The 15,138-nt window shown below is 39.7% G+C and carries 9 protein-coding genes, 1 tRNA gene and 1 pseudogene; 7 read left to right on the forward strand and 4 right to left on the reverse strand.

Going from position 1 to position 15,138, the window contains the following annotated elements:
• Window positions 1–589, reverse strand: a pseudogene (locus H9649_RS01975) (collagen-like protein); the annotation flags it as partial.
• A 340-nt stretch (window positions 590–929) separates the two neighbouring features.
• Between H9649_RS01975 and H9649_RS01980 the strand changes: the two are divergent.
• The gene (locus tag H9649_RS01980; RefSeq protein ID WP_191692986.1) at window positions 930–2,114 is read left to right on the forward strand and encodes an AAA family ATPase; all 1,185 of its coding nucleotides are present in this window, start codon (window positions 930–932) and stop codon (window positions 2,112–2,114) included.
• Between the two features lie 120 nt (window positions 2,115–2,234).
• Window positions 2,235–3,512 (forward strand): vWA domain-containing protein, encoded by a 1,278-nt coding sequence (locus H9649_RS01985; RefSeq protein WP_318241638.1) that lies wholly within the window; start codon window positions 2,235–2,237, stop codon window positions 3,510–3,512.
• 271 nt (window positions 3,513–3,783) lie between these two features.
• On the opposite strand, the gene H9649_RS01990 is transcribed toward H9649_RS01985, so the two are convergent.
• Both H9649_RS01990 and H9649_RS01995 read right to left on the reverse strand, forming a co-directional pair.
• Window positions 3,784–3,856, reverse strand: a tRNA-Val gene (locus tag H9649_RS01990).
• Between the two features lie 166 nt (window positions 3,857–4,022).
• Window positions 4,023–4,184: a hypothetical protein gene (locus tag H9649_RS01995; RefSeq protein ID WP_191692987.1), complete on the reverse strand. Its 162-nt coding sequence runs from the start codon at window positions 4,182–4,184 to the stop codon at window positions 4,023–4,025.
• A gap of 337 nt (window positions 4,185–4,521) precedes the next feature.
• Between H9649_RS01995 and H9649_RS02000 the strand changes: the two genes are divergently transcribed.
• Entirely contained in the window at window positions 4,522–5,907 is a 1,386-nt protein-coding gene (locus H9649_RS02000; protein ID WP_191692988.1) for an aldehyde dehydrogenase, read from the forward strand.
• Window positions 5,908–5,961: 54 nt separating this feature from the next.
• Here the strand turns inward: H9649_RS02000 and H9649_RS02005 are convergent, their stop codons facing one another.
• Entirely contained in the window at window positions 5,962–7,233 is a 1,272-nt protein-coding gene (locus H9649_RS02005; protein WP_191692989.1) for an ATP-binding protein, read from the reverse strand.
• A 98-nt stretch (window positions 7,234–7,331) separates the two neighbouring features.
• On the opposite strand from H9649_RS02005, the gene H9649_RS02010 reads away from it, so the two are divergent.
• From H9649_RS02010 to H9649_RS02025, 4 genes are all read left to right on the forward strand, one after another.
• The gene (locus tag H9649_RS02010; protein WP_191692990.1) at window positions 7,332–8,381 is read left to right on the forward strand and encodes a M42 family metallopeptidase; all 1,050 of its coding nucleotides are present in this window, start codon (window positions 7,332–7,334) and stop codon (window positions 8,379–8,381) included.
• 13 nt (window positions 8,382–8,394) lie between these two features.
• On the forward strand, window positions 8,395–9,885 hold the full coding sequence (locus H9649_RS02015; protein WP_191692991.1) for a UDP-N-acetylmuramoyl-L-alanyl-D-glutamate--2,6-diaminopimelate ligase: 1,491 nt from the start codon (window positions 8,395–8,397) through the stop codon (window positions 9,883–9,885).
• Window positions 9,886–10,015: 130 nt separating this feature from the next.
• A complete protein-coding gene (locus tag H9649_RS02020) occupies window positions 10,016–11,590 on the forward strand; it encodes a peptide chain release factor 3 (RefSeq protein WP_191692992.1) in 1,575 nt (524 codons plus the stop codon).
• Window positions 11,591–11,785: 195 nt separating this feature from the next.
• On the forward strand, window positions 11,786–14,857 hold the full coding sequence (locus tag H9649_RS02025; RefSeq protein ID WP_191692993.1) for an efflux RND transporter permease subunit: 3,072 nt from the start codon (window positions 11,786–11,788) through the stop codon (window positions 14,855–14,857).
• Window positions 14,858–15,138: the final 281 nt, after the last annotated feature.

The following is a 15,138-nucleotide window of genomic DNA, read 5'->3' on the forward strand; positions in this document are numbered from 1 at the left end:
GTGGTCCAGTAGCACCATCAGCACCTGGCAATCCCTGAAGTCCTTGAGGTCCTTGCGGTCCAGTAGCGCCGTCAGCACCAGGTAAACCTTGAGGTCCTTGTGGTCCAGTAGCGCCATCAGCACCTGGTAAACCTTGAGGTCCTTGAGCACCAGTAGCGCCATCAGCACCTGGTAAACCTTGAGGTCCTTGTGGTCCAGTAGCACCATCAGCACCTGGCAATCCCTGAAGTCCTTGAGGTCCTTGTGGTCCTTGTGGTCCAGTAGCGCCGTCAGCACCTGGTAACCCTTGCGGTCCTTGTGGTCCAGTAGCGCCATCAGCACCAGGGATTCCTTGGAGACCTTGTGGTCCTTGAAGTCCTTGAGGCCCCTGTGACCCTTGGATACCTTGAGGTCCTTGAAGTCCTTGAAGTCCTTGAGGCCCCTGTGGCCCTTGGATACCTTGTGGTCCTTGAGGTCCCTGCGGTCCTTGGGGTCCTTGTCCAGGAATACCTGGTATTGGATCAATTAAATCACATATCTCGATAGCTCGAAAAGTTCCTGAGATATATTTCCTTGAACATCCCGAGTTATAGTTGTTGAAACAATTCATTTTCTCACCACCTTTCTCTGCTATATTATTATCGAAAACATGAGAAGGACGGGCAAACAACTTTTTTTTAGAAAAAATATTTTTAGAACGCACTTACGGAATGTTTTTGAGGTCTTTAGATCGGCACTTAATTGAGTAATAACTTATACCTAGAAAGTACCTGATGGTTCAAAAGAAAATTATGAGCTTTTCTGATAAAAATTAACCACTTGTCAAACATTATCAATTGTTGTGGGATCATTAATTATCAAGTTATCCAATCCGACATAATGGTTAGCATTCTGAGTTATTGGAAAAGCTGTTTGGAATTAGCTAAATGTATTGGAAGGATTGGTTTTGTATGCCAAACAATATTTTGAAGTTGAAAGAAATTAAAAATGCATTGAATCTTAAGTTTTATGAGCGAGAAAGAGAAGTTGAAGCAATGTTGATTGCTTTATTAGCTCGTCAACACATGCTCTTGATCGGTCCGTCAGGTACAGCAAAATCAGCATTAGCTGTAGAGTTTGCGAAAATTGTAAAAAGGACAAAATACTTTCAATGGCAGCTAACGAGATTCAGTACTCCGGAAGAAATTTTTGGACCTTTATCCTTAAAGGGTTTAGAGCAAGGCGTGTACAAGCGAAACACGGAAACAAAGATGCCGGAAGCAGATATTGTGTTTTTGGATGAAGTTTTCAAGGCGAATAGCGCTATTTTAAACTCTTTACTCACAGTGATGAATGAAAGACTTTTTTATAATGCTGGAACTCCAACAAATGTACCGCTAATGTCTGTTATCGGCGCATCGAATGAATATCCTGAAGAAGGTGAGGGATTAGACGCACTATTTGATCGCTTTCTTTTGAGATATGAAGTGGACTATATAAAGGATGGAGACAATTTCCTTATGATGTTAACGCGTGATCGGCAATCTGACGATGAGCCAATGATGACTATTGAAGAATTGTATTGTTTACAGAGGATGGTAGAGGACGTGACTATTCCGGAAGAAGTGTTTGTAGCTTTACTGAATATTCGTCAAGAGCTGTGCGATGAAGGGATTCTTCCTTCTGATCGCCGTTTTAAGCATTCACTAGGCATCTTAAAAGCGAAAGCGTTAATGGATAATAGACAAACTGTTCAAGTTGAAGATCTGTCCATACTAGAGAATGTCTTATGGGTAACGATAGATGATAAAGAAGCGACATCAATAATTATTCGTAGGTATGCAGAGGACTTTGTCATACGAAAATTAGATGCAATTCATGAGGAAGCCATAGAGTTGTTTAATATAGTTATCCAAAAGCATTGTACAAATACAGGGTTGGAAGCTTCTCAAAAGTTGAAATCGCTAATTACTGATTTGATTAAGCTGAAAGAAACGAATCATCACAGAGAGAAGGAAATTGAAATTTTACTCTCAAAAGTAAAATCCATACAAGAAGAAATTTTGTCCTTTCTATTAGAGCCACACTATTTTGATGCGGCTGCAAAAATGAGGAAAAATAAGAGAGAAATATCATCGATCTATTATAATTCTTAATTGCAAGGAGCAAAAGAAATGGACAACCAATCAGTATTAAATACCGATTTGTTCGATCGTAGACGTTTTAACGAAATTTTTCATATGTCTGAAAGGCTTTAGCAACTTGGGCAGGAATCAGTGTATCCGTTGTTTGAAGCGTTACTAGGAGATGTGTGGGCGTCCTTGTATAAGATGAAACCTGAAATCGTCGCAATTGAGATTGACATGAAATTACAACTGAATAAGCTATTCATCCAAAAGATTATGGAACATGAACAGTTCGTATCATTTCGTCAATTTACTCGATTGGATGATTTTGCTTCTGCGATTGGTACGATACGATTTGCCGAAATGATTCTGTTGTGGATGTCTGTCCTTATCAAGAAAGATGTTGAAGCGAATCATCTGTTCGGAGAGGCGGCAAATAGCCATCTGCATTACGATCAAGCTGATTTGGAGGGAGATGTTTTTTGTGCTTTGGTAGAGAAGTTGGAGCAATCATTCGAGGATAATTACGAATTATTTTGTGGAATGACTACCGAAGTGATGTCTGAAACAAAGCAAGTTAAGGTGCTCATAAAATCTTTGGTCGGCGGTATGAAAGCAGGTGACGGAGAAGTGGCGATGAAAAGAATTCCGTTACGTGATCAAATACTTCTGGCAGAAAAGATAGCGGAAAATAAACAGATTAAAGAAATAGCGGAGTGGGCAGGTCGTTTTAAACAAGTTGCTAGGAAAAAGCAAAAAACCAAGTATAGCGAATCTATTGAGAAAAATGGAGTTTCAATCGGTAAAGAAATTGATGCATTATTGCCGATTGAATTGAGTTATTACACTTATCCTTTAACGAAAATAGATTTTCTTCGTCGTCTCGTGGAAGGTCAGACGATGATGTATGAGAAAAAAGGATCCGAGGTTTTGGGGAAAGGTCCAATTGTCCTCTGTCTGGACCAGTCAGACAGCATGAGTGGACTTGACACACCTTCCAAAGGATTTAGTCTTGCGCTTATGGCAATTGCTAAAAAACAGCGGAGGGACTTTTGTCTGCTGCTTTTTTCTAGTCGGACCCTAAAGTTTACATACAAAAAAGGAAAAGTAAAGCCGTCGGAAATGATGAAATTGGCTACCATCTATTTAGGTGGAGGAACAAATTTCACACTTGTCCTTGAAGAAGCATTGAAAGTCATCAACGAAAGTCGTTTTGCTAGAGCAGATCTCGTGTTGGTTACGGACGGTGAGGGGAAGTTAAATGCACCGTTTTTGGAAGCGTTCGGTAAAAGGAAAAAGGAAAAGGGCTTCCAAGTGTTGTCGTTAGTTTTAGGAACTGACTGCGAAACGGTACAGTCCTTCTCAAATAAAGTCGTACAAATCACAGATTTCAATGACGAAGCGAGTTTCACGGCATTTGAAGTGTAATTAGGTACCTGTGCAAGAGACTATTCAGTTAATACACTACACTTGTATAAATATTAAATGATGGCATTGATGATTGGCCGTTGTTAAATTTATTTTGAATTATTATTCAATTTGCTCGAATTATCATGAATGTTTCTTGCACAGGTACCCTAAAGGTGAAGGTACATTAAATTTAGACATAAAAAAACAGCCCCTAGGCATCCGGCCTAATAGGACTGTTTTGCGAGGTAAACCGTTGTTCCGACGGTTTCCTCATGGGTTTGGCACCCTATGATTCCTACTGGGCTCGAACCAGCGACCTCTACCCTGTCAAGGTAGCGCTCTCCCAGCTGAGCTAAGGAATCGGGAAGTACTTGCTTACTGCACATGTTCTATTATAGCGAATCTACAAAAGAAGTCAACACTATTTTAAAAAGTTTTTTTGGCAACTGTATAATGGTACACTAGTGCAAAGCAACATATTGAAAAAGCTTCCCTCTCTCAAACCAAGAGAGGGAAGCTTCGAATTATTTATTGTGGGTTCATGTTTGCTTGATTGGGATCCGTATGGTGTTCAAATTCACCGTAGTAGAGGAATGTTTCATCTTCAAGGTCTGAGATGCGCTCCTTGTTGAGTCCTAATGAAAGATTCCCTTCAAATATTGTTTCCCACCAAGTTTCTGTTGTTGTCATGTCCATTTCCTCCATTTCAATTTTAGTATGTATTTTGTAGCTGTGTGATAATTCTTTACCCTTGAAAATGAGCAAGTCAAACTTCATTTTTGTAAAAGGAATCGTAAGGCCTATAGTTTGTAATTGTTGAAATACGTGCGTTAATTATGAAAAATGGTCTGATTGATTTGTTTTCAGCATCGAATTTGTATGGAAGAAAAAAGAATTCAACGAAAGCTGTACTTTTAGTATATGTTGTCGAACAATTTCCCAAACTGCGTAATTGGTCGGAATTTGTTGTTGTGAATTCGGTTCTTTTGCTATATTGACAATTAGTTATTGATAGGAGGATTTTTTTATGTCGCTTGCTAAAAATATAGAATCCATCATCGAGTTTCAACATAAGTTCTATTTTACGGGAACTACTAAAGAATTGACGTTCAGAATTGAAATGCTTGAACGTTTGAAAAATGCTATCAAGGCGAATGAAGATAAAATTCTTGAAGCACTAATGAAAGATTTAGGCAAGAGCGCTTTCGAATCGTACGTTACAGAAGTTGGCTTTGTATTATCAAGTATTAGCCATATGATTAAGAACGTGCAAAGTTGGATGGAGCCTGAAGAAGTGAAGACGCCAATGCATTTGCAACCTGCCAAAAGTTTTGTCGTTAGTGAGCCGTACGGTTCTGTGCTTATTATTGGTCCGTTCAATTATCCGTTTCAACTTGTGATGGATCCTTTAGTAGGTGCAATTGCGGCTGGGAACTGTGCTGTTGTCAAACCTTCTGAAGCTGCACCGCATACAGCTTCAATTGTAAAAAGTATTTTAAGCACTATCTATCCACCTGATTACGTTCGAGTTGTGGAAGGTGGCATTGATGAAACTTCAGCATTAATTCACGCGCCATTCGACTACATCTTTTTCACGGGTAGTGCAAAAATTGGCAAAATCGTGATGAAAGCAGCATCTGAGCGATTGACGCCAATTACATTGGAATTGGGTGGGAAAAGTCCGGCTATCGTCGATCAAACTGCGAATATTCGCTTAGCTGCGGAGCGAATAGCATGGGGGAAATTCGTAAATAATGGCCAAACATGTGTAGCGCCTGATTATGTACTCGTTCATGTAGATGTCAAAGATAGCTTTATGAAGGAATTGATTAGTGTTATAGAGGATTTTTATGGCAAAGACAGCTCGAAAAGTCCTGATTATGGGAGACTGATTCATGAAAATCATTTTGATCGGCTGGAAAAGATTCTAAATGCAGAAAGAAACCATGTGTATTATGGTGGTCAGGTAAATCGTCTTGATCTGTATATGAGTCCGACTCTGTTGGATGGAATCTCATGGGACAGTCCATCGATGAAAGAAGAAATATTTGGGCCGATTCTTCCGATTATTGTATATGAAAACCTGGGACAAGCGATTCAACAAATTCGCAGACTACCTAAACCGTTAGCTGCCTATCTCTTTACAGAAAATGACTTGGCGCAAGAGTACTTTTTGGAAAACCTTTCGTTCGGCGGTGGCTGCATAAACGATACGATTTCGCACGTAGCGAATATCCACTTGCCGTTCGGTGGCGTCGGCAATTCCGGCATGAACGCCTATCATGGAAAAGCAAGTTTCGATCTGTTTTCCCATAAGAAATCGATCATGAAGAAAAATACGAAAGTTCCTATGCGTGTTGCATTCCCACCATATGGCAATAAACTGTCACTTATTAAAAAAATATTAAAATGAAATAGTTCAATAGAAAAATCGTCCTTTTACAAAAGAGGACGATTTTTCTGGATATCAAGTCACGGTTTTCGAAGTTGAAATGGCAGTTGGTTTTCCATTAATCGAAGTGGTGGGGAATGTCACTGTGATTTCTGTGCCGTCACTGAAATCTTCGTTTATTTTAATCGTTCCCTGGTGATCTAAGACGATTTTCTTCGTAATGATAAGTCCTAAGCCGGCAGCCTCTTCTTTTGTTGAGAAGAACGGGGTGAATAATTGCTCGCTGATTTCACTTGGAATGCCACAACCAGTATCTCGAATCGTAATTGTAACATGATTGTTATTAAGTGCGACGATGAAAGTGATAGATCCGCCATTTCCAATTGCATCTATGGCGTTTTTCAACAGGTTGATAAAAAGTTGTTGAAGACTTACTGAATTCCCGGAAATGGTAAAAGGGAATTCTGCCAAGTAGATATCGCAAATGATATTCTTTTCATTCAATTTATCTTTGAAGAGTTCTTCAACTTCAAACAGAATAAGCTCGATGTTCAATTCGGATCTCGTTTTGAGATGGGGTTTGGACAGGATTATGAATTCATTCACAATAAGGTTAATCCTATCAATCTCGCTTTCCATTATTTCGGTATAGACGCGATAGGGATTTTCATTATCCATGTTCATCATCTGTACGAAGCCGGAAACGGAAGTTAATGGATTGCGTATTTCGTGTGCGACAGAAGCCGCAAGTTCACCAAAAGCGTTCATCCGGATGCATTCTATGACCAGTTTATCCGACTCGATACGTTCATCGATATTCCGTATGAGAACGGATATGGCAATAAGTCGATTTTCTTTATACATAGGGGTCAGTGTTGTCGCAGAAATGAATGTTGATCCGTCTTTCCGTTGTTCTTTAGTACGTATATTCTTGAAACTATGTCCTTTCAAAAGGAGTTTAATTCGTTCTTCAACAAGTTCTTTTTCAATCGGGTCATAAAATTCCAATGGTTTTCCTATACACTCTTCTTCTGTATATTGATATAAATCCAAAAAAGCGGGATTAACCGTAATGATTTTCGAGTCCAGTGAGAAAACTGCAATGGCATCTTGCGATTGATTATAAAAAAGTTCCAAATAATCTTCTTCAACTATTTTTCTCTTCTTTTGGAAGAGGGTGAAACTGGAAAAATAAAGGACCATCAATACAATAAATATGATTTCTGTTATTATTATAAAGAGGTGAACTTCGTTGATAATGCTTGTGAAAAGAAGAAAAAGAACTAGAGTTAAAGAAACAAGCATGAAAAATCGATTACGAGTTCTAAAAGATGTTTCGTTTTTCATTGAATCACCTCTTCGTTAAGTAGTAATATAGACAGTATACATCAAGAATCGTTATCTGAACACTGAGATTTCTGAGTTTAGAAAGGGAATGATATACAATGCAACAGTTTAATGAAAAGAATGTCGTAGCACTTCTGAAAAAACTCGTCGGAACACCAAGCCCTTCAGGATACACACATCGAGTAATGGATGTTATTAAAGATGAATTGAAAGCGGTTGGTGCAACATATAAGCAAACGAATAAAGGCGCTATAATTGCGACTGTCAAAGGGAAAGATGATACTCGTCACCGTCTGCTTACCGCGCACGTAGATACACTTGGTGCAATGGTTAAAGAAGTGAAAAGTGATGGTAGACTTAAACTATCAATGATTGGTGGCTTCAATTGGAATGCTGTTGAAGGTGAGTATTGTTATATACATACTGCTTCAGGAAAAGATATTCGTGGGACAATATTGATGCATCAGACAACAGTCCATGTTTACAAAAATGCTGGAACTGCTGAAAGAAGCGCAGAAAATATTGAAATACGGATTGATGAAAAAGTTAAAAATGCAAAAGAGACAAGGGCGCTTGGTATTGAAGTTGGTGATTTCGTCTCTTTTGATGCGCGTTTTGAAACGACTGACAACGGTTTTGTTAAATCTAGACATTTAGATGATAAAGCAAGTACTGCTTTACTCATCGATCTGATAAAGAACCTGTCTGAAAATGATATAGAGCTACCGAATACAACACATTTCTATATCTCAAATAACGAAGAAATCGGCTATGGTGGAAATTCCAATATCCCTGAGGAGACTGTGGAATACATTGCTGTTGATATGGGAGCCATTGGTGACGGGCAAGCTTCAGACGAATTTACAGTTTCGATATGTGCGAAAGATTCCAGCGGCCCTTACCATTATGAACTAACTAGACATTTGACGAATTTATGCAGTACAACGGATATTCCGTTCAAACTTGATATTTATCCATATTACGGATCGGATGCTTCAGCTGCAATTCGGGCAGGCTTTGACGTGAGACATGCATTATTTGGTCCGGGTATTGAATCTTCACATGCACTAGAGAGGACTCATACGGATTCGTTGAAAGCAACGGCACAATTGCTATACGCATATGTTACGTCGGACATGATAGATTGAGGTGTTTCGGTTGATGAAAACAGATTATTTATTATCCAGCTTGCCTATAAAACGTGTCGAAGGCATATTGCCTGAAACAGTCACAGATTTGGCTGTCGATTCACGGATGGTCAATGCTGGAGGGGTATTCGTATGTATTAAAGGATTTACAGTGGATGGACATGCTTATGCACATAAAGCAGTAGAAATGGGTGCGCGGGTTATTGTGGCGTCCGAGTTTGTAAACGTGGATACAGAGAAAATTGCAGTTGTCTATGTCGAAGATACAACTAGAGCAATCGCTTTGCTTGCACCTCGCTTTTACCGATATCCATCTAAAGAGATGACGATGATTGGTGTTACAGGGACAAATGGCAAGACAAGTGTCAGTAATATGATTCATTCTATTTTGAGGAATGTTGGCGAGAAATCTGCGGTGACAGGCACAATTGGCTTTGATTTGGACGGGGTATTGTATGATACAGAGAATACGACAAATGACGTACTAACGACGCAACAGCTTATCCGGCAGGCGGCGGATGCTGGATGTGACACAATGACAATGGAAGTATCTTCTCATGGGCTTCTGGAAGGTCGTTTGGCTGGTACTGAATTCGATATCGCAATCTTTACGAATCTATCACATGACCATTTGGATTTTCACGGAAGCATGGATAATTACGGACATGCCAAAGGATTATTGTTTGCTCAACTTGGACAAGATTTAGAACAAAAAAAATACGGTATTGTGAATGCTGATGATCCTTGGGGACAACGTTTGCGAGAAATGACCGCTCATCCGGTTTTTACTTTTGGTATACAATCTAAAGCGGATTTCCAAGCTGAAAATATTAAGTTAACTGTAGAAGGGACATCATTCAAACTGAGTTCTCCAGTGGGGAATTTTGTCGTGAAGACTTCTCTAATTGGAGAGTTCAATGTATATAATGCACTAGCTTCAATTGCTGCGCTATATGCAAAAGGAATTCAAATTGAAGATATTATTGATGGTCTTGCAATTATCCCGGCTGCAAAAGGTCGAATGGAGAAAGTCGAGACAGATCTTCCATTGACGATTTATGTGGATTATGCACATTCGCCTGATGCAATCGAAAAAGCGATTGATGCTGTTCTGCCGTACAAAGAAGAGGGAAGTAAACTAATATTTGTTATAGGAACGGGTGGGAATCGTGATCGTATTAAACGGCCGATTATGGCGAAAAAAGCCTCAATCGCTGATTATGTAATTTTAACAACAGACGATCCGAGAGATGAAGCATACGAAACGATTCTAGCTGAATTGGAAGTCGGAATGGAGCATGATCGCTACGCTTGTATCGGTGATCGGGAAGCGGCGGTCAGACATGCAGTAGAAGTAGCAGATAAACACGACATCATTATTTTTGCTGGTAAAGGACATGAAGATTTTCAAATCATTGGAAAAGAGAAACTACCTCACTCAGATGCACAGATTGCGTTAGAAGAAGCGGAGAAGAAATTTGGAACTGGATCCATACAGAATTGACGAAGGAGCTGTCATTTGAGGCAGCTCTTTTGTTATCCGATTTCAATTTTGCTCATATAATAAAAAAATGTTGAAAATCACTTGCATTCTGTCTATGCTTAGAAAAGTGGAAAAGAAGGAGTTCATTCAAATGCTAAAACCGATAAATGAAGAAATAGCGTCGCGACGGACGTTTGCAATCATCTCTCACCCGGATGCCGGGAAAACAACAATGACGGAGAAACTGCTCTATTTTGGTGGTGCCATTCGTGATGCAGGTACTGTTAAAGGAAAAAAGTCCGGTAAATATGCTACATCAGACTGGATGGAAATTGAAAAGCAACGTGGTATCTCTGTAACCTCTTCCGTTCTTCAATTCGATTATGACAATAAACGGGTTAATATCTTGGACACGCCGGGACATGAAGACTTCAGTGAAGACACATACCGAACGTTGATGGCAGTTGATGCTGCTGTCATGATGGTCGATTCTGCAAAAGGGATTGAGCCTCAGACAATTAAATTGTTCAAAGTATGTCGTATGAGAGGGATTCCTATTTTTACGTTCATTAATAAGATGGACCGACAAGGTAAGGAACCTTTAGAGTTAATGGAAGAACTTGAAGAAGTGCTTGGAATTCAATCATATGCTATGAATTACCCGATTGGTATGGGAAAAGAGTTCATCGGTATTTATGACCGGTATAATAATCGAATTGAACAAGCTCGTGTTGAGGGTGACAGCCATTTTCTTCCTCTTAATGAAGAAGGGGAGCTTGCAGTTGAGCACCCGATGACTGCAACTTCCTATTACAAGCAGGCGGTGGAAGATGTTTTGTTGTTGAATGAAGCCGGTAACGAATTTGACATAGACCGTGTGTCAAAAGGTGAATTGACACCTGTATTTTTCGGTAGTGCATTAACAAACTTTGGTGTACAAACATTTCTGGAGACATTCCTTCAGTTTGCTCCACCGCCACAACCGAGATTGACAAAAGAGGCAGAGCTGGTCGATCCGCAGTCGGAAGAGTTTTCAGGTTTCATCTTTAAAATTCAGGCGAACATGAATCCAGCACACCGAGACCGTATCGCTTTCGTCCGTATCGTATCAGGTGCATTCGAAAGAGGAATGTCCGTGACGGTTCCAAGAATTTCAAAAACCGTTAAACTGTCGCAGACAACACAGTTTCTTGCAGATGACCGTGAGACAGTTAATGAAGCGGTAGCTGGGGATATAATCGGATTATATGATACAGGTAACTATCAAATCGGAGATACGGTAGTTGGTGGCAAATCAAATTTCCAGTTCGAAGCACTGCCGCAGTTTACGCCAGAGTTATTTGTACGTGTGACAGCTAAAAACGTAATGAAATCGAAACATTTCCATAAAGGAATCCTTCAATTGGTACAGGAAGGTGCAATTCAATATTATAAGACATTACACACAGAAGAAGTGTTGCTTGGAGCGGTCGGCCAGCTACAGTTTGAAGTATTCGAACACAGAATGAAAAACGAATACCATGTTGAAGTTATCATGGAGCATATCGGATCAAAAGTAGCGCGTTGGATTGAAAACGAGTCAGACGTTAAAGAATCGATGACAGGACAACGATCAATGCTCGTAAAAGACCGTTTTGACAATCTCGTCTTTCTATTTGAAAATGATTTTGCACTCCGCTGGTTCGGTGACAAATACCCAGACATTAAACTGTATAACCTTTTGTGAAAATAAGCACGCGCCGTTAAGACTTTTATGTTAAAGTCTTGACGGTGTTTTTTATTGTTGGATAATTTCAAAATGTGACAAAGTGAAGAGCGCTTTTTTATCTTCTATACAGCAATGAGAGTTCGTATTTGAAGTTGAAACGTTCTTTCAATATGATGGATATAGTGATGTTTTGTTGATGAAAGGAATGTATCTATGAAAATCAGTGATTTTTCCATTAAAAGACCCGTCTTTACAATAGTGACAATGTTTTTAGTCATTATATTAGGTGCCGTATCATTCTTCAAAATCCCTGTAACACTAATACCTGAATTGAATCCGCCTGTTGCAGTTGTGGTGACAAATTATCCAGGGGCTTCTTCTACTGAAGTGAGCGAAAAACTGACCAAGCCTCTTGAGAACAGCTTATCTACAGCTCCTGGGTTGAAATCGATGCAATCTTCTTCCCAAGAAGGAGCAAACTTCATCTTGCTCATGTTCGATTGGTCCACTGACATAGACGATGTGCAGTTAGATATCATGCAAAGAATTGACCAAGTTCCTGTACCAGAAGGATCGAATGCACCAAAATTCATGAAATTTGACCCGTCCCAATTTCCTGTCATCCAGTTATCTTTGCGCACGAGTGCAGAAGATGTGGACATTCGAAACATTGCAGAACAACTTGAAACAGAACTCAGAAGGACGAAAGGCGTCGCAAGTGTAACTGTCTCAGGGAAGTTAGTAGAAGAAGTCCAAGTTATCCTTGATCAGAAAAAGCTAGAGGATTCTGGTCTTGTTCAGGAAGACATAGTGCAGGCGATTCAAGCGAACAACGTATCCATGCCTGGTGAACCGATAGAAACCGAAGATGGCAAGCAATTAACTACTCGTATTATTAGTTCATTGACGACGATAACAGATATCCGAAATGTCATGATTGGTATAAATCCGTTAAGTGGCGATAAAATTAAGATTGCAGATGTAGCAGATGTTGCACTACTAGAAGCGGAATCCACTTCAGAAACACGAGCGAACGATCAGCAAGCCGTACTTATGTCTGTCTTGCAGGAATCAGGAGCCAATACAGCAACGGTTTCAACTGCATTCAAAGAGTCGTTGGAAAGCTTACTTAATAAAGAAGAATTCAATGGAATAGAAGCTGACATTCTTTTTGACCAAGGCGATTATGTGAAATTAGCGATTGGCAATATTGGACAATCTCTTCTTCTAGGTGGATTGTTCGCCATGATAATTCTTTTCCTATTCCTGCGCGGTATTAAGAGCCCGATTATTATAGGTGTAGCAATTCCATATTCTGTAATTGTCACGTTCGTACTAATGTTCTTCGCAAATTTCTCATTGAATATAATGACGCTCGGCGCATTGGCTTTAGGGATTGGAATGCTTGTTGATAACGCCATCGTTGTAATCGAAAATATTGAAAGACATTTGGCGATGGGTAAGGATCGGATGACGGCAGCTAGAGAAGGAGCAAAGGAAATAAGTGGAGCTATTACGGCTTCTACACTGACGACGTTGGCTGTGTTTGTTCCCGTAATTTTCATTAGCGGATTAATCGGACAGATTTTCACTGAATTTGCGCTAACAATTTCATTTAGCTTATTTGCATCACTTGTTGTTGCACTGACAGTAGTGCCTATGATGGCAAGCAGAATGCTGAAAAAACCAAGTAAAAATATAGAGGCGAGAAGACGTCGGTCGAAAACGTTGAATGGCTTTGAACGCTCGGTGAAATGGTCTTTAAAACACAGGACAATCGTTTTGCTTACGACAGTCATCCTACTTGTCGCTAGCGGACTAAGTCTATTTAAAGTTGGAACGGAATTTTTACCTCCGACAGACGAAGGATTTTTCAGTATTTCTGTAAATCTTCCGAACGGTTCTGCTTTTTCTTCGACAAATGAAATCGTTGAAAAGATTGAATCGAAACTTAAAGAAGAAAAGGATATAGAAGTGTACGTGAGTCTAATAGGCGGGACGCAGCAGAGTATGGCGCAAGGCAGTTCGGAATCGAATACTGCTGAAATGTATGTGAAACTTGTACCGTTAGCTGACCGGAGCCGCTCTGTTTTCGAGTTTGTAGACGATGTACAACCTGAAGTGTTAGCCCTAGTTGGAGATGACGCCAATATTAGTTTTGACATGCAAACAGCAGCGGGTTCCAGTCCCAATACACTCTCATTTTCATTGAAAGACACAAATGAGAAAAGGTTGAACGAATCAGTTGAGAAGTTGAATACTGAACTCGGAAAACTGGATTCCATTCAAGAAATATCGAACAATCTGCAAGACACCATAGAAGAAATCCATATTGACGTAGATCGTGAAAAGGCCGCTGATTTAGGATTGGTACCTTATCAAATTGCTCAAACTGTCAATACGATTACACGTGGAGCTTTTGCGTCTCAATTCACGGACAAAAAAGAAAATGTCGTGTCTGTAATCGTAAAATATGATGAAAAATACCGAAATAGTATTGAAGCGATGAAAAAAATCAAATTAAGAACCCGAACTGGTGAATTTGTTGCGTTAAAAGATGTTGCCTCCATATCTATACAGGAGGGTCCTGTCTCCATTCAACGCGTTGATCAGGCTCATTCCGTTACGTTTGATGTGAAATATGCATCTTCTTTATCACTTGGAGAAATGACGAACCGCGTTAATGAAATTGTCGAGCGAATCGATATGCCTGAACAAGTTGAAATGTCATACGGCGGAGATAGAGAGTTATTTGACAGTGCTATAAACGATATGCTTCTTGCGATTGTACTTGCAGTAGTGCTTGTGTACATTGTTATGGCAGCTCAGTTCGAATCATTCAAGTATCCATTTGTAATTATGTTCTCAGTGCCATTAATGATTATCGGTGTATCACTAGGATTGTTCCTGACATCAACACCAATAAGTGTTACAGCGGTCATCGGTATTCTTGTGCTCGTTGGAATAGTCGTCAACAATGGCATTGTGCTCGTCGATTATATTAACCAACGTAAACAAGCAGGTATGAAATCCTATGAAGCGATTATCACTTCAGTGAGGGACCGTGTACGCCCTATTCTCATGACTGCGCTAACAACAATACTTGGCTTACTACCGTTAGCACTAGGGATTGGAGAGGGAACGGAGATGAATCAGCCGATGGGAATCGCGGTAATTGGTGGACTGATTAGTTCGACATTCCTTACACTTTACATCGTTCCAATCATTTACAGTTTGTTTGACAGTCAAACAAGAAGGCGTGCAGTTGTAGAAAAAGTAAAATAAAGTATAGAAAACTGGGAGGTGTTATAGTACTCCTAGTTTTTATTTTTACTCGTGACTAATTCGGAATAATTAGCTTTGAACTGTAATAAGTATAATATATATAAAGGGCAGCTTTACTAAGTGGATCAGACCTAAACTAAAATGTTCACTTACGATAGAATTTTTCAGGAAATGAATTGTCCTCCATATAAATTAATGATATACTTTTTAAAAAGCACTCAACAACTTAATATTTCTTTTGACGGTTGTCAAAGGGGAGTAGCTATAGGGAGACCTATTTC

This window comes from Sporosarcina quadrami, from assembly GCF_014836615.1.
GTDB lineage: Bacteria > Bacillota > Bacilli > Bacillales_A > Planococcaceae > Sporosarcina > Sporosarcina quadrami.

Bases quoted from the DNA above. Each gene is read 5' to 3' on its own strand.
- H9649_RS01980 (WP_191692986.1), top strand. From the start codon at position 930: ATGCCAAACAATATTTTGAAGTTGAAAGAAATTAAAAATGCATTGAAT.
- H9649_RS01995 (WP_191692987.1), bottom strand. From the start codon at position 4,184: ATGACAACAACAGAAACTTGGTGGGAAACAATATTTGAAGGGAATCTT.
- H9649_RS02000 (WP_191692988.1), top strand. From the start codon at position 4,522: ATGTCGCTTGCTAAAAATATAGAATCCATCATCGAGTTTCAACATAAG.
- H9649_RS02005 (WP_191692989.1), bottom strand. From the start codon at position 7,233: ATGAAAAACGAAACATCTTTTAGAACTCGTAATCGATTTTTCATGCTT.
- H9649_RS02010 (WP_191692990.1), top strand. From the start codon at position 7,332: ATGCAACAGTTTAATGAAAAGAATGTCGTAGCACTTCTGAAAAAACTC.
- H9649_RS02015 (WP_191692991.1), top strand. From the start codon at position 8,395: ATGAAAACAGATTATTTATTATCCAGCTTGCCTATAAAACGTGTCGAA.
- H9649_RS02020 (WP_191692992.1), top strand. From the start codon at position 10,016: ATGCTAAAACCGATAAATGAAGAAATAGCGTCGCGACGGACGTTTGCA.
- H9649_RS02025 (WP_191692993.1), top strand. From the start codon at position 11,786: ATGAAAATCAGTGATTTTTCCATTAAAAGACCCGTCTTTACAATAGTG.